The following is an 18,818-nucleotide window of genomic DNA, read 5'->3' on the forward strand; positions in this document are numbered from 1 at the left end:
ATCCTCCGTCGTCTTGGATCGTCGAGCAGTGCGGGGGGCACTGCCGTTCAGATCATGTACTCCAGCTGAAGCTGGCTTTCCTTCTCATTGGTACGCGCGCTGCCGAGCAGTGTCTCCGCGACGCGCCTCGCCTGCATCCGCAACTCCGGCACGGCGATGGTCTCCCAATAGGTGCCTCGAAGTATGGGGCCCAAGGCGAGCAGCCACGGAGACCGGTCGCCGGCGCTGGTGAACACGGTGTGATCGGAATCCAGGTGGATGCCCATGTCGGTGGCGTCGGGGGCAATCGCGCCTCGCCGGAGCAGGTTTTGCAGTAGCACCGATTTCGAAGCAGTGAATTTCGTGGAGGGCCCGGTCGCATTGATCACCAGATCGCCAGTCAGTGAACCGCCGTCCTCCAACTCGACGTTGATCCGGTCCTCCGACTCCACCAGCTTCACGATCGATCCGGCGTGAACCCGCAGCTGCCCGGTGAGTTGTGAACTGGTGATCTGGGAATGGAGATCCGGTGCGATGCGGTGGCGGAACACATTCCAACGGGCTGCGTGTCGCCTTGCGAAGGTCAGCCGCTCCTCGCGGCTGAAGCAGCTCCAGATATGTTGCGTGTGCGGGCGCAACTTGTCCACGATGATCGCGGGATTGGCGTTGCGCTGATGCAGGATCAAGCAGTGCTCTTCGATGAGCGCCAGCAGTTCGTCGAGTCCCAGGGTCGTCAGGTCGACGTCTGGTGGGGGGAAGTCCGGATACTCGATGCCGCGAAAGTGCGCATGGGGAAACCACCCGTGGCGGGAGACCGCGTGAATGGTGCCCAGCCACCCAAGTGCCCGCAGGGTGATGATGGCATCGACCGCCGTCAACCCCGTTCCAAGAATGACGATGCTTCCATCGTGTGGCGGTAAGCGTTGTTCCCATGCCTGCCAAGGATTTCCGATCCAGGCGGCGTGATCTTCCAGTGCTTCGGCCCCCGGCAGCGCTGCGGGCGGCTCGTTGCCCGTGGCCAGCACCACGCGGTCGGCTTCGATGGCCGATCCATCCGCTAGGCGTACGAGACACTCGGCCCCGCGCGGCTCGACGTCGACCACGCCGCCGAGGACGAACTCCGATGAGGCGGGTGTCACCTCACCCGGGCTCTGCAAGTGGTGCTGCACGATGGATCGCAGATAATCACCGTAGATCTGCCGAGGGACGAAGCGCTCGCGCAACTCGATCTCCGGGGTCGATTCGAACTCCGAGCGCGTTCGCAACCACTGCAGGAAATGATCGGGTTCATGCGGAAACGCGGACATGTTCCGCGCCGCGACGTTGAGCAGATACTCGGGTCGCCTCAGCCCGTACGCAACGCCGCGCCCAACCGCACCCTTGTCGTTGATCATGGTGAGGAGTAGAGGTCGCTCGCTGAGGCGGGCGATGTTCACCGCGCTCATCGAGCCGCTGAAACCGCCTCCGACGACGACGATGCGAGGCGGTCGCGACGGGCGCTCTGACGGTGGATCCACGGGCCCCCATGTCGGCGTCACGTAATGAGCCGCTGGCCGGAACGGCACCCGAACACGACGTCCCCTTTCGCCATCGCCCGCTGGGTACGATTCGGCGTCGTTCCCTTGAGACGGATTCAACCGTGTCCCGTCACCATCAACCCTCGGCCAAGCGCGCGCAACCTGGCCCTGTTTTAATCTGCCGGGATTTTAAGCATCCGCTCGCAGGCATGGCGCCGGGGTCCACCTCACCGGTTTGGGTCGCAGTCGTGGGGGAGCAGATACAGGTGCCGCGCGCGCTCAACCAGATCTCCGCTCGGCACAACCTGCCTGGTGTTCGACGACCAGCGTGGGTCCGTCTAACCAACTGCGCCCCTTGGTATCTGAGCCGATGCGCGAGTGTGATCGCTGATGGCCGCCCGGTCCGGCAGCGACGAGCTGCCGAAGGTCCTGCTGATAGCGGTCAGTCGGATGTTCCGTCGATTCATGATCCCTCCGTCTGGCGTTTCGGTCAGCGGCGTTCTATGCTCATTGCACAGCAACACGCTATTTTGCAATGCACAACGGAGCCGCCCATGCGCAACAACTCGTCGTCGCTACGGCGGGCGCTGACGATCCTCGATGTGGTCGCCTCGGTCGCGGGCAGGGAAAAGGGCACGAGCCTGGCTGAACTGGCCGAAGGGGCCGAGACGACCAAGAGCACCGTCCTGCGGCTCATCGCCCCACTGATCGACCAACGACTCGTGCGCCAGGACGCCGACGGCACCTACCGAATGGGGATCGGTGCGCTGGCCTTGGCCGGCGCGTGCCTGGCCGACCTGGACATCCGTTCCACCGCACAGCCCACCCTGCGTGAAATCGCCGATGCCACCGGACAAACCGTCCACTTACTGGTGTATAGCGACAGGCGGGTGACCTATGTCGACAAGGTGGCCGGCGCATCGCCGATCCAGATGGCCTCGCGTATCGGCGATACCGGGACGGCCTATTCGACGGCGTCCGGCAAGGCGATGCTGGCGTACCTGGGCGACGCTGAGTTCGAGCGCGTCGTCGCACTGGGGCTGACGCCGCGCACACCGTCGACCATCACCGATCCCGCTGAACTCAGGTCGCACCTGGCTTCCGTTCGCGACCGAGGCTGCGCCTACGACGATCTCGAGAACGAGCAGGGTATCCGGTGCGTCGCAGCACCCGTGTTCAACCACACCGGCGCATGTGTGTGCGCCGTGAGCATCTCCGGACCCGCGGACCTGATCGCCGCCAACCGCGACGAATACACCAAGCACATCGTGACAGGCGCGCAACGCATTTCGCGTGAGCTCGGCCACGACATCTCCGAACGGCAAATCTGACGGCCCTCACCGAGGAAGAAGTAACCATGAAGTTCGCACCAACGCTTCGCCGTATTGTCACCGCCTGCGCCGCAGCCGGTCTGGTGTCGGCGGCGACCGCGTGCACCCCGATGCCTGCCGGTGGTGGTGGTGCCGCCGATTCGGCGCTGCGGCACGTGCTGGCCACCAACACGCTGAAGGTGGCCACCTGCCTGTCCTTCGCGCCGTTCGGGTTCAACAATGCGCAGGGCCAACCCGACGGGTACGACGTCGACATCGCCAAGGAACTCGCCAAGGAGACAGGCGTCAAGCTCGAGATCGTCGACACGACGTCGTCCAACCGGATTCCCAACCTGCAGACCAACAAGGTCGACGTGGTCTTCTGCAACTTCACCCGAACGCTCGAACGGGCCAAGGAGATCGCGTTCACCGACCCCTATGTCGTCGCCACCGAGGGATTACTGGTCCGCTCCGGCAGCGGCGTGACGTCACTGGAGTCGATGAAGGGCCGCTCGGTGGCAGTGGTCAAGGGCAGCACCAACGCCGACATTCTGCGCACGCGGGGCATCGACGTCAAGGTGGCCGAATTCGACAGCTCGCAGTCCGCGGTGCTCGCGGTCAAGCAGGGGCAGGCCGATGCGATGGTCGAGGACTCGAACTACCTGCAGTACCAGGCGAAACTGAATCCCGGCCTGGAGGTCGTCACCAGCAACCTCGTTCCTCTGGAGTACAACGCCTTTGGCGTCAAGCAAGGCGACCAGGTATGGGTGGATTACCTCAATCAGTTCCTGTTCGACCTCAGCTCGTCGGGCAAGAACCTCGAGCTGTACCACAAGTGGTTCGGCGTCGATCCGCGCTTTCCACTTCGGCCCGCTTTCTGAGTGCGGCGGATCCACCATGATCGAATACCAATGGCGAACCGTCCTGGCCTATCTGCCGGACTATCTGCACGCCGCGGTGCTGGCGCTGCGCATCACCGTGCTGGGCTTCCTCCTCGCCTTCGCGCTGGCCGTCGTCTTTGCGCTGGCCCGTGATTCCGCGTCGCGGGTGCTGCGTTTCGTGGGCACCTGCTACGTCGAGGTCATCCGCAACACCCCGGTGCTGCTGCAGATCTTCATCGTGTACTTCGCGTTCCCCAGCATGGGCGTGCGCCTGTCCGCCGTGGCGGCGGGGACCATCGCACTCGGGGTCAACGTCGGGGCGTATCTCACCGAGGTCGTCCGGGCCGGTTTCTCCTCAGTTGATCGCGGACAGCTCGAAGCCGCGCAGATTCTCGGGCTGAGCAGGGTGAGCGTGTTCGCCTACGTCGTCGCACCGCAGGCGCTGCGCAACGTTTACCCGTCCCTGGTGAACAACCTGGTCCAGGTGCTACTGGGTACGTCGCTGCTGTCGACCATCGCGGTACCCGAGATCACCGGTGTCGCCACGGTGATCAACGCCCGCACCCTGCTGTTCGTCCAGGTGTTCGGGATCGCTGTGGTGGCCTACCTGATCCTGAGCTACGGCCTGTCAGTGGCAGCAGGCATCATCCGGAAGCTGCTGTTCCGGAGGTGGTCTGTGGCATCTCAGGCGCGCACCGCCAGACGCCCGTCGGTTCGCCACTTCGTCGGGTGGCGGTCATGAACCTCTCGTTGATGTGGGCCAGCCTGCCAATCCTGTGGAGCGGATTCGTCCTGACGGTGGCGCTCGCGGCGGTCTCGATCGTGGGCTCGACGGTGCTCGGCCTCGTCGTCGCCGCCATGCGCACCACCCACATCCGGCTGGTGCGCACTGTCGCGCGCGCCTACGTCGAGGTGTTCCGCGGATCGCCGATCCCCATCACCCTGCTCTTCGTGTACTTCGGCGCGGCGCTCTACCTCGGGTACAGCGTGAACCTGTTCGTCGCGGCGACAGTCGGTTTGAGCATCTACCACAGCGCATTCGTCGCCGAGATCATCCGCTCGGGCATCGAGGCGGTACCCGCAGGTCAGCACGAGGCCGCGCAGATCCTCGGCCTCAAAGCGCATCAGACCTTCCGCTGGGTGGTGCTGCCGCAGACCGTGAAGATCGCGCTGCCGCCATTGATCGGCCAGTACATCTCGTTGATCAAGGACACCTCGATTGCCTCGATCATCGGATTGGTCGAGCTGATGAAAGTCGGCCAGTCCATCGTCGACCGGACCAGCGACCCGGTGACGATCTACCTCACCGTCGCCGTCTTCTACTTTGCCGTGTGTTACCCGCTGTCGGTCTGGGTGACCCGTAACCAACGAAAGGCCGTCTACCAGTGAGCACTTCGGTTATCAACGGCATCGGCCGTGACATCCACCTGTCCGGAGTCACCAAGTCCTTCGGTGACCTGCAGGTCCTCACCGACGTCACGCTCGACGTCTCCGACGGCGAGGTCGTCGTGCTGATCGGCGCGTCGGGGTCGGGCAAGAGCACGCTGCTGCGCATCATGAGCGGACTGGAAGTCGCCACCTCAGGCGAGGTAACCGTCGGTGGAGTGCCCATGCACGACCCCAGCCGCGCAGCCGAGATTCGCGGGCATGTGGGGATGGTGTTCCAGCAGTTCAACCTGTTCCCGCACCTTGACGCGCTGAACAACGTCACCCTCGCGCTGCGCAAGGTCTACAAGATGTCCAAGGATGACGCCCGTACGAAGGGCCTCGAGGTGCTCACCCGGGTCGGGATGGCCGACCGGGCGGGGCATTTCGCCAGCCAGTTATCGGGCGGTCAGCAGCAGCGCGTCGCGATCGCAAGGGCGCTGGCCGTGAACCCCCGGATCATCTTCTTCGACGAGGCGACCTCCGCGCTCGACCCAGAACTCGTCGGTGAGGTCACCAACGTGATGCGCGGCCTCGCCGAGGACGGTATGACCATGGTGGTGGTCACCCACGAGATGGGATTCGCCAGGCGCACGGCCGACCGGGTGGTCTACATGGCCGACGGTGTCATCGCCGAACAGGGATCACCCGAGGCGCTGTTCTCGAATCCACAGAACCCCAAGACGATCCAGTTCCTCAGCAAGGTGACCGACCAGTGAGTGCCGTTACCGGGCCGCTCCCGATCATCGCGAGTGACCGCGTTGTCAGCGTGGTGAGGGCAGACCGGGCATTCGACGTCGGCTCGCTGGTCGTGGCGCTGAACGAGGGCGGCATCCGGGCGGTCGAACTCACCCTCACCACACCAGGGATCCTCACCGAGCTCGCGCACACCGACATCGCCTGCCGCGCACCGGGAGCCGTGCTCGGCGTCGGCACCGTGCTCACCGCCGAACAGGCCGACGACGCCATCGACGCCGGCGCACAATTCCTCGTCACCCCGGCATTGTCCGAAAGCGTCGCGCGCGCGGCCGCCGCACGCGGTGTCCCAGTCATCATGGGCGCCCTCACTCCCACGGAGGTGCGCGCCGCGATCGACATGGGCGCCGACGCGGTGAAGATCTTCCCCGCCCGTGCGCTGGGGCCGGACTACCTGCGTGATCTGCACGGGCCGTTCCCTGGCATCCCACTCATACCGTCCGGCGGTGTCAACGCGGCCAACGCCGCCGGGTTTCTGCAGGCAGGCGCGTTGGCCGTCACGGCCGGAACCGACGTCGTCGCACCCGATCTCGTGTCCGCCGGCCAATGGGCCACCATCACCGAGCGGGCCGCGACGTTCGTGCGGGCCATCGCCGATCGAGATCGGGGTTAGCGAGATGGACCACAGCCTGCTACGCCGGCTCGGACAGACCGTGCTGGGACCCGAATACAAATCGGTTCCCGCATCGGCATGGGGTGTCACCGTCGACGACTTCCTCGCCCGCAAACCCGCGCTGTCGCAGTTCGCCACACCGCTGGTGACCATCGACGCCGCGAACCTGGACCACAACACGACCGCCATGGCGCGCTGGGTGGCCGAGCAGGGAATGCTGCTCGCCCCGCACGGCAAGACCACGATGGCTCCCCAGTTGTGGCAGCACCAACTCGAAGCGGGCGCGTGGGCCATCACCGTGGCCACCCCGTGGCAGGCGCAGATCGCCCACCGGTTCGGTGTCGAGCGCATCATGCTCGCCAACACCCTGGTCGACCCCGTCAGCACCGGCTGGCTGATCGAGGCGCTGCGCGCCGATCCCGGATTCGAATTCTACTGTTGGGCCGACTCGATACCCGCCGTCGAGCTGCTGTCGCAGATACTCGCCGGCGCCGGCAGATGCCCGGGACCGGTCAACGTGCTGGTGGAATTGGGCGCCCCCGGCGGACGCTGCGGGGCGCGCACCCTCGACGAGGCGATCGCGGTTGCGCGCGCGATCGCCGCCTCCCCGCATCTCGCGCTGGCCGGTGTCGCCGGATACGAAGGCGTACTGGGTCACGACCGCTCCGCCGGGGCGGTCGACAGGATCAGCGCCTACCTGGATGACCTGGGTCGTCTGCATGGGGCGCTGGACGGCCTGATGACTCCGGAGTCGCTGATCACCGCTGGCGGCAGCGCGTACCCCGACCTGGTCGCGGCGGCCCTGGACGAGCACCGCACCGACGGGGTGCGGATCGTGTTGCGCTCCGGCGCGTACATCACCCACGACGACGGTTTCTACCAATCCATCTCGCCCTTTGCCGACGCCGTCGCGCCGGACAATCCCGTTCACCTGCGCTCCGCGATCCACGGCTGGGCGCGGGTGACCTCGAAACCCGAGACCGAACTGGCGCTGCTCGACGCCGGCAAGCGGGACCTGCCCTACGACGAGGGACTGCCGGTGGTCCAGCACGTCGCCAATTCCGCCACGGTCTGCGCCGGTCCGGTCATCGCGATGAACGATCAGCACACGTTCATCGGGGGCGAGCCGGCCCGCTGCCTGGAGGTCGGCGACATCGTGCGGCTCGGCCTGTCCCATCCCTGCACCACCTTCGACAAATGGCGGCTGATCCCGGTCATCACCGATCACACCCACCCCGACCCGACGGTGGTCGAGTTCATCCACACCTTCTTCTGATCGTTCATCGAGACATCCTGGAGCACAGCACCGTTGGCTTCCACCACCGCATCCGCAACGCCGCACGTCACCTGTGTCGGCGAGGCACTCGTCGTCCTGTCCGCACAACGCGGACCGCTGGAGACGGCGATTACGTTCATCCGCGGCGCGGCGGGCGCCGAAGTCAACGTCGCGACCGCACTTGCGTCACTGGGCATCGCGACATCGGTCATCACCCGGGTCGGCGAAGACGGCTTCGGGCGCTATCTCGCGACACACCTGGCCGAGGCGGGCATCGACACCGCCGCGATCGTCGTCGATCCCTGCCACCCGACCGGCCTGTACATCAAGGAACGCGGCGGGGGATCCCCCCACCCCAACGACCTTCCCCTCACGGCATCGCGCATGATGTATTACCGGAGCGACTCCGCCGGCGCTGCGCTCGCGGTCGATGACCTGATGCGCCCGCCGGTCGCACGAGTCCTCAACAGCACCAACCTGGTTCACCTCAGCGGCATCACGCCCGCCCTTTCGGACACCGCACGCGAGCTCGTCACCCATCTCGTGCACAGCCGCCACCGCTGCAGCTTCGATCTGAACCACCGGCCCGCCCTATGGCCGGACGCACGGAGTGCCGCCGACGTCCTCGCCGACTGCGTGCGCTCCAGCAGCATCGTCCTGATGGGCCTCGACGAGGCCGACGCGGTGTTCGGAACCGGGACTCCCGCCCGGATCCGCGCGGAATTTCCCGAGCCCGAGTATCTCGTCGTCAAGAACGACGCCCATCACGTCACCGGCTTCCACGAGGACGTAGTCGTGGAAGTCCCGTCGCTCACCGTCGACGTGGTCGAGAAGATCGGTGCCGGTGATGCCTTCGCCGGTGGGTTCCTGGCCGGGGTCGTCACCGGCAAGAAGATCGAGCACGCGCTGCGGATGGGTCACATTTGCGCGGCGAGCACCCTGTCCACCACGGGCGACGCCGCCGCCCCGCCCCAGGCGGAACTCACCCGCCTGCTCGGCCTCACCGAAGAGCATTGGCGTACAGCACACTTCACCAACCCGACAACCGAAGATCACTAGGAGAGGGATACCACCACCATGGCCGACAAGACTGCGATTCTCACCACTCACGCTCCCGCGCCCGCACATTCGTTCTCCCAGGGCGTACGCAAGGGACCGTTCATCCAAATCTCTGGCCAGGGCCCGGTCGACCCGGCCACCGGAGAGTACGTCCACGCTGGCGACCTGACGGGCCAGACGCGGCGGACCCTGGCCAATGTGCTGGCGATCGCCGAGGCCGGGGGCGCCACCTTCGCCGACATCGTCATGCTGCGCGTCTACCTCACCAATCGGGAGCACTTCGCCGAGATGAATGCCGCCTACCAGGAGTTCGTCACCGAGCACAGCGGACAGGCCGCACTGCCCTGCCGCACAACGGTGTTCACGGGCCTGCCCCGGGAGGAGATGCTCATCGAGATCGACGCCCTTGCCATCGTCTGAGAGGTGTGCCGGGGCCTGCCGTCAGCGGGGATTCTTCTCGCCGGCATCGACGGCGATGGCGAGCTTGTTCTCGGCGGGCGCGACCGGGCAAGTTGCGTAGTCGGTGAACGAGCACGGCAGGTTCGCGGCACGGTTGAAGTCGAGGGTCACCGTCCCGTCGGCCTTGGGTTCGGCGACCGGAAGCGATCTGGCGCCAGGGTACGTCGTAACTCCGCTGGTGGCGTCGGTGAAGAGTACGTGCAACGCACCGTCCTGGCGCCCGAAGGCGACCAACTGAAAAGTGGTGCCGCCCAGTTCGAAGTCGATGGTGCCCACCGCGTTGTGATGGTGCTCGAGTCCTTCGACGACGGCACCCGTCGTCACGGTCTTGGGATGTTCGAATGCCCTGAACGTGCCGACGACACGCCATGATTCGCTCGGCTCGTAAGCCGGGATGCCGTGGTACTCATTCAGGTGCGGTGACGCCGGGTCGTGGACCCGCAGTGCAACGGAGCCCGTTCGGCGGATGACCTCGATGCGGCGGTCCCCGGCCTCGACGTACAACCCCGGTGCGCCCTCGATCGGTTCGAGGTAGTCGGTTCCGTCGATCCCCTCGACGTACACCGCTTGGTCGTCGGCCCTCCACCGGCCTGGGAGGTCGGCGATGGCCGCGAATTCCTCGGTGAGCCAGTGCAAGCCGGTGATGCTCACCCAGCCGAGTGCATCGCCGTAGTAGCGCTCGCGCGCGGTGTGCCAGTCGTTCCACGCAGCTTCGAACGTGGGTGCCTCGGTGTCCCCGGTGACGGTCATGATGCGAACACTCCTTTGTCGGTCGATTGCGAGATGAGCGGCCTGCTCGGAATCTGCTCGCGCAGAGCGGGAGCGACATCGGACTGGAACAGTTCGAGGCTTCGGCGCTTCTGGGCGGCCGTCACGCCGTCGGCTTCGGCACTGAGGTGGATCACTTCGTGCCCGAGCTGTTCGTGGTAGCGGCTGACCTTGTCGGTCACCTGCTGTGGGCTGCCGACCAACGCCGAGCTTCGATCGACGAAGTCCTCGATCGTGTCGAACACCACCGGCATCCCGACTCTGCGCTGAGCGGAGAGACGTGCCTGGAACGCGGGCCGAAACTCGTCCAGCGCCTGCTGTGACGTCGTGGCGACGTGGAAACCCGCGGTTCCCGCGCCGACCAGGGCGTCCTCGGGGCGGTGGCCGTAGAACTCCCACCGCTGCCGGTAATGACGCACCAGTTCGGCATAGGGATCGATCGGGTTGGTCACGTTGGCGGAGAAGATCGGGTCACCGTAACGGGCGGCGAGTTCGACCGACTCCTTGCTCGTCGCGCTGCCATGCCAGATGCGAATCCGCTGCTGCAGAGGTCGGGGAAGCGCCTTGGCGTTGACCAGGGACGGACGGAACCGGCCGGACCACGTCACGTCCTCGCGTTCCCACAGCTTGCGGAACAACTCGTAGCCCTCACGGTTGCGGTCCCACTGATCGGCCGCGGTGACGTGGAACAGTTCGGCCTGCGCGGCCCCGTTGCCCTTGCCGATGATCAGTTCGAGCCGCCCACCCGACAGGTTGTCGAGCGTCGAATAGTCCTCGAAGGCACGGACCGGGTCGAGCAGACTCAACGTCGTCACGGCGGTGAACAACGCGATCTCCGACGTTCTCGCCGCGATGTTGCTCAGCACCACCGGAGGAGACGACGAGATGAACGGATCCTCGTGACGCTCACCGACAGCGAAGCCGTCGAAGCCGAGTTCTTCGCCGAGTACCGCGGCATCTATGACATCGCGCAGCCGGTCGGCAGGACTCTTCTTCTCACCCGTTGCGGGGTCCGGCTGGTGCGTGATCAGCGTGATCAGCAGGAACTTCACGATGTGCTCACCTCATCTCCTCCGTCGGTACTCCGCGGGGGCACCGACCCGGAGCCGCAGTCTCGTTGCCTGGTGGGGATGGGTGGTGTCGACTTCACAAACCCGGTGTACCACCGTTTCATTCCCGCATCGGGCTCATACTCATCATCGCTTACGTGAGAGTGTGGCCACTGGTTACGAATCTGCCCGACCCGAATCCTGGTGCGCCAATGCCATCTGCAGCACACCTGTCAGTTCGCTGGCAGATCGCGAAACGCGATGTGCCACTTGATAGGGTCAACCCGATAGCGTCTAGGGTTCCGACGCGCCCGGTGGGCGTGTGTCTGGTCCGAGCGACGCCACCGCAGCTCCGGATGAGGTGCGGTCATCTGAACGGACAAAAGCCTGGAGGATCTCCGTCGGCGTGCCCCACGCCGACGAGAAGGTCCTCACCATGTCGGCTCTCGTCCTTGTCTTCCTTCTGGCGTTGGGCGCCGGAGCCCTCGGAGCTTTGGTTGGCACCGGTTCGTCACTCGTGCTGCTGCCGGTGCTGGTGATGCTGTACGGGCCGCGCACCGCGGTACCCATGATGGGGATAGCCGCGGTCATGGCCAACATCGCTCGGGTGGCTGCCTGGTGGCGACAGATCCAGTGGCGACCCGTCGTTGCGTACGCCGTGCCTGGCGCCCCGGCCGCCGTGCTCGGTGCACACACGCTGCTGACCATCTCGCCGAAAGTCGTCGACGGGCTGTTGGGTGCCTTCTTTCTGGTGATGATCCCCGTGCGAAGGGTGATGACGGCACGGGCGTGGCGGCTTCGGTTGTGGCAGCTTGCCGCCGCCGGCGCCGTCGTCGGTTTTCTGACCGGGCTGGTCCTTTCGACCGGGCCAATGAGTGTTCCGGTCTTCACCGGATTCGGACTCAGCGGAGGTGCGTTTCTCGGATCGGAAGCCGCCAGCGCGTTGGTGCTCTACGCGGCCAAGCTCGCCACCTTCGGTCAGCTCGGCGCTCTCACGACGGGTCTCGTCGCCCGCGGACTGTTGATCGGGGCTGCGCTGATGATCGGTCCCTTCCTGACCCGCGGACTGGTGCGCCGACTTCGCCCGCATACGTACGGCCTCCTCATCGACGTGGTCCTGGTGGTCGCCGCCACGGGCATGTTCCTGGTCTCGTGACCCTGGGCGGCCGACCGTCCCGACAGATATGCGTCCCGTGAGCCAAACCATTTCACCTGCCCCGCAACGAGACTTACGGTGGTGCTGGATTCGTTCTTCTCCGATTCACGCCATCCAGATAGAGGTGAGGCAGATGACCACTACCCACACTGCCCCGTACGCGGTCGTACCGGCCAGTCCGCTCCTCGGCGCCGAGATCGTCGGTGTCGACCTGGCCCACGGTGTCGACGAGGCGACCGCTCACGCCTTACGGGAGGACTTTTGGCGGTACAAGGTCCTGGTGTTCCGCAACCAGCACCTGTCCCCGGATGCGCACGTGGACGCAGTGCGGATCTTCGACGAGCCCTTCGACCACCCGCTGTGGCTGCGCCGCGATGACCACAACCGGCTGGCGTACGTCTTCGATCTGGAGAAGGCCGGAAGCGCCTCGACGTGGCACGTGGGCGGTACCTGGCGGAACCCACCGTTCAACATCGAGTCGCTGACCTATCAGGTAGTGCCGGAGATCGGCGGTCACACACTGTGGGCAGACCTTCAAGCGGCCTACGACGGCCTCTCCGAGCCGTTCAAGCAACTCTTGGAGTCGGTGAGTGCCGTCTACGACGCCTACCCCGGTGACGGAACGTACAACCGTCCGCCGGTGACGGAGACCGTCGAGCACCCAGTGGTGCGCACACACCGTCACACGGGACGCAAGGGCGTGTTCCTGAGTTCGTCCGCGTTGCGCCTCACGGGTATCGACCCGGCTGAGGGCAAGGCGTTGCTGCCCTTCCTGCTGGCCCACGCCTCTTCACCCAATTACGCCGTCGACTTCGGTTGGAAGACAGGCGACTTCGTCATCTGGGACAACCAGGCCACGTGGCACTTCGCGGTCGACGACTATGACGGCCCGCGCGCCTACCGCAAGGTCATCGCCGGCTGATTGCATAGGGGTCTCCACCCCTTACTTGGAGATGAACGCTTCTGCGGCACCGACGTCCACCGTCGAGCGGAGCGCGTACTGTGCGACCAAGTTCGTCAGAGCCGTTATGCGGCACGCTTTTGCAGTCGCCGAACCGGCGAATGCATACAGCCGACGGTGTCGTGACTGCCGACGAGTTCGGCGCGATACCTCCGTTGGTGCCGACGTGGACGTTCAGTCGGATCGGCGTTCGAGAGGACCGGATCAACCTCGACGTCGACAACGCCGATCATGGTGCCTGTCGTGTCGGCGACGACCGGACTCGTGTATGTCGAATAGGTGATGGGTTCGAGAACGGTCGAGTCCCACAGCCGAAACACAGCAACTTCACTGGCCAGTGTCCGTACGCCAATTTTATTCATTGAATTAGAAAGTCCGGATTGCTCGCTGAACTGCACCTTCCCGCATTGGTGATTGGCGAGTGCCTTCATCGGCCGCTTGGCGCTGGTTAACGTAGGGACGTTCCAGGATTCGACGGGGGAGCGTTCATCGCATGAGCTTGCACGATATCGGTGCGCCGATACGGCGCTTTGTCCTCGCCAATTGCCTTGACGTTGGCCTCGCCATTCGGAGCGGACAGCCGAGTTGTGACTAATTCAGCTTTCGAACTGTCGGTACGTGAAAAGTCCGAGCAGTAGCTAGAGCGGCGGAAGGGATTCGCCCGCTAATGATGTCAGGAGGGACGTTCGGTGCAATTTTCGAGCAGACGAGAGATTATTTCAGTAATGACGGATTTTTCGAATCTCGCCACACGGAGCAAAGCCTTGGCGGCCGTACTTGGTGGCGCAGCCGTCGTGGCCATGGGCGCCATCAACGCCTTGAACGGCGGCGGGGCGCACGATGGAACGGCAGTCGCGTCGTCGGGTTCCATGAGCACGGGGCAGACCACGACCATCCAATACTCGACGGTGTTGAAGGCGTCGGTCGCCGTTCCGGTCGTGAAGGCATCCCCATACGGAAAGTCGTAGTCCGGGACGCGCCTCGACCATCGCGGATTAAGTAGATCTGCAAGGCGTGCGTAGTCGATGGTCGTTGTTTCCCGTGCTAGGGGGGTCGATGCTTGCCGAGGAGTTGTGCAAGGTGGCAAGTCACCGTGCGTGCTCGTACGGGAGTAGGTCTCAAAGCATTCATGATGCGGCGCACTGTCGGCGCCGAGGCTTTGCGGCGCGGCGGTAGGTGTCACTGAATATGTTGGGAGACAGTCCAATCAGCACGACAGAGCAGGTGCTCCGCGAGATCGGACCCATCTTGGATGCCGTGCGATCCGACTCGCCCGGCGACGAATTGGGCCGAGTGCTGCCGCATCAGCACGTGGACGCGCTGCGCAAGGTCTGGTTCGGATCGCTACGGATCCCCGTCGAGAGCGGCGGAGCCGAGATCGACCTGGTCGACCTTCTTGACATCGTGATCGCGGTGGCCGCCGCCGATTCCAATCTCGCCCATGTCTGGCGTAACCACTTCGCCGTCGTCGAGACGTTACGGCGGGCCGCGCTGCCGGCGGCGCGCGCGAAATGGTTCGGCGAGGTGGCCAACGGCAGCGCGTCACCTCGGCCGAGACTCCTGTCGGCTAACCGATCATAGTCAGCGCCAACGAGATACGAAAGAGAAGCGATGACACTATCCCTTGACGGACAGGCTGGCGCCGCCGCGCGCGAGCAGCACACCACCATCACGGCCACCGAGTTGCGTGCGCTGCTGGAGGCGCACGCCGATGTCGTGCTCGCCGACGTCAGCGAGGGGGATGCCTACACCGGTGGTCACATCTCCGTGGCGGTACCCCTACCGGCCAGCGAGGTAGAGCTGCGGCTGCCCACCCTCGCCCCCCGGCGCACCGTGCCCGTGGTGTTCACCTCCGCCGTCGACGACGGATTGGCCAACCAGGCCGCCGGCCTGGCAGGCGCCATCGGCTATACGGACGTGCGCATACTGAAGGGCGGCAATCCGGCCTGGGTGTCTGCCGGTTACCATCTGATCACCAACTTCAGCGCTCTCAGTAAGGCGCTCGGCGAGTATGTCGAACGCCGTTATGACACACCGCGACTCACCGCAGAAGCGCTCAAAGCCAAGATCGACGCCGGCGAGGACATCGTCATCCTCGATTCACGCCCCTTCGACGAATACCAGGCGATCAGCATTCCCGGCGGCATCGACGCGCCAGGGCCGGAGCTGCTCTACCGCGCCTTCGATCAAGTCAGCAGGCCCACCACCCAGGTGATCGTCAACTGCGCCGGCCGTACCCGGGCCATCATCGGCGCCCAGACATTGATCAACGCCGGTTTCCCGAATCCAGTGGTGTCGCTGGAGAACGGGACCACCGCGTGGCTGCTGGCCGGCTATGAGCCGGGCCGTGGTGACGACGCCGTGGCACCGGTGCCCAGCGAGACCAACCGTGCCAGGGCCGCAGCCGCCGCGCTCGATGTCGCTCGCCGATTCGGCGTGCGCGAAATCACCCGTGAAGAGCTCGACGACGCCCAGACGACGGCCGAGGACCGCTCGCTGTTTCTCTTCGACGTCCGCACCCCCGAGGAGTATGTGGCCGGACACCTCGACGGTTTCCGCCCGGTGCCCGGCGGCCAACTGGTCCAGAAGACCGATTTCCACATCGGCAGCCGCAACGGCCGCGTCATCCTCGTCGACGACGCCGACGGGGTCCGTGCCCGTACCACCGCGACCTGGCTGATCCAGCTCGGGCTGCCCGACGTGACCGTCTATCTCCTCGATGCGGACGACCAGCTGGTGACCGGCGGCCAGGTTGTCATCCCGTCGACAGTCGAGGCGGCCGCGCCGACCGTCGGTGTCGAAGAGCTCGCCGACCTGCTCGAAAGCTCTGAGCCACCGCCGCTGGTGGTCGACCTGGAGCCGGCCAGCCCGTATGTCCATGTCCGCCATCACATCCCAGGCTCGGTAGTCGCACGTCGTTCCTCACTGCACCGCACCCTGTCGTCGGTTGCATCCGACACGGCCATCGTCTTCACCTCCAGCGACGGCCGGCTCGCCCTTCTGGCTGCCGCGCAACACTCGACACATCGTCCGGTGCGCGCCCTGGCCGGGGGGACCGACGCATGGCGGGCCAGTGGGCGCCCCGTCGAAACCGGGTCCGGACAAGACGCGCTCGACCCGGCCGAGCGCATACCCGAACCGCTGACGCTGGAGAAGCGGCGCGCCAACCTGGACTGGTACATCGCCTGGGGCGACAACATCGTCGCCGAACTCGAACGTGACGGGTTGGTGTCCTTCGTCGACCCCATCGACGACACCGCGGGCTCCTGACCGGTGCCGCGCGATCCTCGATCTGCTTGAACGGCTTTAACGTTCGCTGAACCTGACCTCCGTGCTGATCTCGCACGATCTCGGGGTTGTGCGGCAGGTCTTCGACCAGGTGGTGGTGCTCAACGAAGGTCGGGTGATCGAGTAGGGGCCGGTTGAGCAGATATTCGCCACACCGGCCGAAACCTACACCCGGGCTCTGCTGGATGCGATTCCCCGCTGGGGGGCTGGTGGCTGAGCGTGGGTGTGCGACCCTTCGAATGGGTGCCGGCCGACGCGCGGTAGCGGGCGCCGAAGAGCGACGGTCAAAAGAATCCCGCCGATTTCATAGCTCGGCGAACGGGCACCGCTGGTTCATGGTGTGTGCAGACCTCGAACGCGTGAATCGCGCGACGGCCCAAGCGCCATGGGGCGTTCGAGGTGCACCGACGGGAGAAGACCCGATGACGAACATCAGTCTGGCGAGCCGAGCGGACCCCGAATCCGCGTCGGCCACCATAGGCCCGACGCATCCCCGGGACGTCTTCCTACCCGCGAACTCCCGGGAGCCCGCGTCCTGGGCCGCTTTGTGGCGCAGGCTGCACTGGCCGCTCGGTATCTACACCACGCCGGTGTTGATCCTCATCGTCTGGGAGGTGCTCGCTGTGTCGGGCGTCCTCCCCGCGCTCTATGCGCCTGCCCCGACCGACATCGCGAGCACGGCGACACAGCTGTGGAACGATGGGGTGCTCGGCCCTGACCTGGCGATCTCATTGCAGCGCGCGGGTCTCGGCCTCGCGCTCGGATTGAGCGTGGGCATCGTCACCGGGGTCTTGGGCGGCTTCCTCCGGCGGGGCGAATACCTGTTCAACGGTCTCGCCCAGATCCTCAACACCATCCCACTGCTCGCGGTACTGCCGTTGATGATCGTGTGGTTCGGCATCGACGAGCTGACCAAGGTTCTGCTGATCGCCTTCGGTGCAGGCGTACCGATGTACCTCAATTTGTTCGCCGCCATCCGCGGGGTGGACCACCGTCTGATCGAGATGGCTCGCTCGACCGGAGCGGGCCGGTGGCGCGTCGTCAGCTGGGTGTTGTTACCCGGCGCGCTCCCCGGATTCCTGGTGGGGCTTCGCTTCTCACTGGCCTACAGCGTGCTTGGTCTGGTGGCCGCCGAGACGGTCAACGCGGACCAGGGGCTCGGCTTCCTGGTCACGCAGGCCCAGACCTATCTGCAGACCAACCAGGTCTTCGTGGGCCTGGTGATCTACTCGATCCTCGGCCTGCTGGCCGACCAGATCGTCCGGATTCTCGAGCGGGTGCTACTGCGGTGGCGGCCCAGCTATGAGGCAGTATGACCGCCGCCACCGTGACGACCCCGCGTCACCAGACCGGCGTGCTGGCCCACCAGGTCGTCCGCACGTTCGGTGACCGCACGGTTCTGGACCATCTGGATCTAACGATCGATGACGACGAACTCGTCGTCCTGCTGGGCCCCTCTGGCTGTGGGAAGAGCACACTGCTGCGACTGCTCGCCGGGCTGGACCGGCCGGACGGCGGTCGCATCGAGGTTCCCTCGAAGCGCGCCATCGTGTTCCAGGGCGACCGGCTGCTGCCATGGCAGCGTGTGCTCCGGAACGTCACCCTCGGCCTGCACGGTTCCGACGCCGACCAGCGCGCCCGTAAGGCGCTGGCCGACGTACACCTTGCCGGGCGCGAAAGAGCTTGGCCCAAGGAGCTTTCCGGCGGTGAGGCTCAGCGCGTCGCGTTGGCGCGGGCCCTGGTGTCAGAGCCCGAGCTGATTCTGCTCGACGAGCCGTTCGCCGCTCTGGACGCGATCACTCGGGTCAAGATGCACGAGTTAGTCCGCGAGCTTCGTCGTAAGCACCATGCCTCGATGCTGCTGGTGACCCATGACGTCGACGAGGCGATCGCCCTTGCCGACCGCATCGTGATCATGAGCAACGGACGCATCGGCGCCACCCACGGGGTTCAGCTGTCGGCCGTCGATCGCGAGGCGAGCCCCGCCAGGGAGGAGATCCGGCTGGCGCTGCTGGCCGATCTCGGGCTCGCCACCAAGCACTGACGTCACTCGCCTCGGTCATTCACGCACAGGAGAAACCATGCACGACAAATCCTTCCGAATCATCGGCGCCGCGGCGCTCCTCACCGTCGCGACGGTCCTCTCCGCCTGCAGCTCATCGCCGAAGGCTCCCGACGGCGGCCCGCTGAGCAAATCGGGCGGCGCCTCCACAGCTGCCGCCCACCCCGAATGGAGCCAGTTCACGTTCACCCTCGGCGACAACGGAGGAGACGGTGGCGTGGAGCGGGCCAAGGTGTCCGGCGCGTTCGACGTTGCGCCG

At 65.5% G+C, this 18,818-nt stretch carries 20 protein-coding genes and 1 pseudogene; 17 read left to right on the forward strand and 4 right to left on the reverse strand.

Translation table 11 applies throughout. The annotated features are described in order from the left end of the window. Positions 1 to 47: 47 nt before the first annotated feature. A complete protein-coding gene (locus QOI01_RS07590) occupies positions 48 to 1,496 on the reverse strand; it encodes an FAD/NAD(P)-binding protein (protein ID WP_526379559.1) in 1,449 nt (482 codons plus the stop codon). A gap of 266 nt (positions 1,497 to 1,762) precedes the next feature. On the opposite strand from QOI01_RS07590, the gene QOI01_RS07595 reads away from it, so the two are divergent. Genes QOI01_RS07595 through QOI01_RS07635 form a run of 9 tightly spaced genes read left to right on the forward strand, consistent with a single transcriptional unit; the run spans position 1,763 to position 9,236 of the window. After that, a complete protein-coding gene (locus tag QOI01_RS07595; protein WP_526379560.1) occupies positions 1,763 to 2,827 on the forward strand; it encodes an IclR family transcriptional regulator in 1,065 nt (354 codons plus the stop codon). Positions 2,828 to 2,853: 26 nt separating this feature from the next. Next, positions 2,854 to 3,687 (forward strand): ABC transporter substrate-binding protein, encoded by an 834-nt coding sequence (locus QOI01_RS07600; protein WP_526379561.1) that lies wholly within the window; start codon positions 2,854 to 2,856, stop codon positions 3,685 to 3,687. A 16-nt stretch (positions 3,688 to 3,703) separates the two neighbouring features. Continuing rightward, positions 3,704 to 4,429 (forward strand): amino acid ABC transporter permease, encoded by a 726-nt coding sequence (locus tag QOI01_RS07605; RefSeq protein ID WP_526379562.1) that lies wholly within the window; start codon positions 3,704 to 3,706, stop codon positions 4,427 to 4,429. Beyond that, on the forward strand, positions 4,426 to 5,076 hold the full coding sequence (locus QOI01_RS07610; RefSeq protein WP_526379563.1) for an amino acid ABC transporter permease: 651 nt from the start codon (positions 4,426 to 4,428) through the stop codon (positions 5,074 to 5,076). Before QOI01_RS07605 ends, QOI01_RS07610 begins: the two co-directional genes overlap by 4 nt. Beyond that, complete coding sequence (locus tag QOI01_RS07615; RefSeq protein ID WP_526379564.1) at positions 5,073 to 5,831, forward strand: amino acid ABC transporter ATP-binding protein; 759 nt, start codon at positions 5,073 to 5,075, stop codon at positions 5,829 to 5,831. The genes QOI01_RS07610 and QOI01_RS07615 overlap by 4 nt, the downstream gene beginning before the upstream one ends. Next, on the forward strand, positions 5,828 to 6,481 hold the full coding sequence (locus QOI01_RS07620; RefSeq protein WP_526379565.1) for a bifunctional 4-hydroxy-2-oxoglutarate aldolase/2-dehydro-3-deoxy-phosphogluconate aldolase: 654 nt from the start codon (positions 5,828 to 5,830) through the stop codon (positions 6,479 to 6,481). The genes QOI01_RS07615 and QOI01_RS07620 overlap by 4 nt, the downstream gene beginning before the upstream one ends. Positions 6,482 to 6,485: 4 nt before the next feature. Then, positions 6,486 to 7,757: an alanine racemase gene (locus tag QOI01_RS07625; RefSeq protein WP_526379566.1), complete on the forward strand. Its 1,272-nt coding sequence runs from the start codon at positions 6,486 to 6,488 to the stop codon at positions 7,755 to 7,757. A gap of 33 nt (positions 7,758 to 7,790) precedes the next feature. Further along, complete coding sequence (locus tag QOI01_RS07630) at positions 7,791 to 8,816, forward strand: sugar kinase (protein ID WP_526379567.1); 1,026 nt, start codon at positions 7,791 to 7,793, stop codon at positions 8,814 to 8,816. A gap of 18 nt (positions 8,817 to 8,834) precedes the next feature. Continuing rightward, the gene (locus QOI01_RS07635; protein ID WP_526379568.1) at positions 8,835 to 9,236 is read left to right on the forward strand and encodes a RidA family protein; all 402 of its coding nucleotides are present in this window, start codon (positions 8,835 to 8,837) and stop codon (positions 9,234 to 9,236) included. Between the two features lie 21 nt (positions 9,237 to 9,257). On the opposite strand, the gene QOI01_RS07640 is transcribed toward QOI01_RS07635, so the two are convergent. Continuing rightward, positions 9,258 to 10,025 carry a DUF1684 domain-containing protein gene (locus QOI01_RS07640; protein WP_526379569.1) on the reverse strand — a complete coding sequence of 256 codons (768 nt, stop codon included), beginning with the start codon at positions 10,023 to 10,025 and terminating at the stop codon, positions 9,258 to 9,260. Continuing rightward, positions 10,022 to 11,095 carry an LLM class flavin-dependent oxidoreductase gene (locus tag QOI01_RS07645; protein WP_526379570.1) on the reverse strand — a complete coding sequence of 358 codons (1,074 nt, stop codon included), beginning with the start codon at positions 11,093 to 11,095 and terminating at the stop codon, positions 10,022 to 10,024. Before QOI01_RS07645 ends, QOI01_RS07640 begins: the two co-directional genes overlap by 4 nt. 433 nt (positions 11,096 to 11,528) lie before the next feature. On the opposite strand from QOI01_RS07645, the gene QOI01_RS07650 reads away from it, so the two are divergent. Both QOI01_RS07650 and QOI01_RS07655 read left to right on the forward strand, forming a co-directional pair. Next, positions 11,529 to 12,248 carry a TSUP family transporter gene (locus QOI01_RS07650; protein WP_526379581.1) on the forward strand — a complete coding sequence of 240 codons (720 nt, stop codon included), beginning with the start codon at positions 11,529 to 11,531 and terminating at the stop codon, positions 12,246 to 12,248. 133 nt (positions 12,249 to 12,381) lie between these two features. Next, positions 12,382 to 13,170: a TauD/TfdA dioxygenase family protein gene (locus QOI01_RS07655; protein WP_526379571.1), complete on the forward strand. Its 789-nt coding sequence runs from the start codon at positions 12,382 to 12,384 to the stop codon at positions 13,168 to 13,170. A 104-nt stretch (positions 13,171 to 13,274) separates the two neighbouring features. Here the strand turns inward: QOI01_RS07655 and QOI01_RS07660 are convergent, their stop codons facing one another. After that, positions 13,275 to 13,640, reverse strand: a complete 366-nt coding sequence (locus QOI01_RS07660) for a hypothetical protein (protein ID WP_526379572.1) — start codon at positions 13,638 to 13,640, stop codon at positions 13,275 to 13,277. 333 nt (positions 13,641 to 13,973) lie between these two features. On the opposite strand from QOI01_RS07660, the gene QOI01_RS07665 reads away from it, so the two are divergent. From QOI01_RS07665 to QOI01_RS07690, 6 genes and pseudogenes are all read left to right on the forward strand, one after another. Beyond that, positions 13,974 to 14,177, forward strand: a complete 204-nt coding sequence (locus QOI01_RS07665; protein WP_526379573.1) for a hypothetical protein — start codon at positions 13,974 to 13,976, stop codon at positions 14,175 to 14,177. A 289-nt stretch (positions 14,178 to 14,466) separates the two neighbouring features. Beyond that, the gene (locus QOI01_RS07670) at positions 14,467 to 14,790 is read left to right on the forward strand and encodes a hypothetical protein (RefSeq protein ID WP_526379574.1); all 324 of its coding nucleotides are present in this window, start codon (positions 14,467 to 14,469) and stop codon (positions 14,788 to 14,790) included. 30 nt (positions 14,791 to 14,820) lie between these two features. Beyond that, a complete protein-coding gene (locus tag QOI01_RS07675) occupies positions 14,821 to 16,479 on the forward strand; it encodes a rhodanese-like domain-containing protein (RefSeq protein WP_526379575.1) in 1,659 nt (552 codons plus the stop codon). A 440-nt stretch (positions 16,480 to 16,919) separates the two neighbouring features. Beyond that, entirely contained in the window at positions 16,920 to 17,813 is an 894-nt protein-coding gene (locus QOI01_RS07680) for an ABC transporter permease (protein WP_526379576.1), read from the forward strand. Then, positions 17,810 to 18,541 carry an ABC transporter ATP-binding protein gene (locus tag QOI01_RS07685; RefSeq protein ID WP_526379577.1) on the forward strand — a complete coding sequence of 244 codons (732 nt, stop codon included), beginning with the start codon at positions 17,810 to 17,812 and terminating at the stop codon, positions 18,539 to 18,541. The genes QOI01_RS07680 and QOI01_RS07685 overlap by 4 nt, the downstream gene beginning before the upstream one ends. A gap of 37 nt (positions 18,542 to 18,578) precedes the next feature. Beyond that, positions 18,579 to 18,818: pseudogene (locus tag QOI01_RS07690) on the forward strand (aliphatic sulfonate ABC transporter substrate-binding protein); the annotation flags it as partial.

Source organism: Mycobacterium sp. (genome assembly GCF_032162605.1).
Lineage (GTDB): Bacteria > Actinomycetota > Actinomycetes > Mycobacteriales > Mycobacteriaceae > Mycobacterium.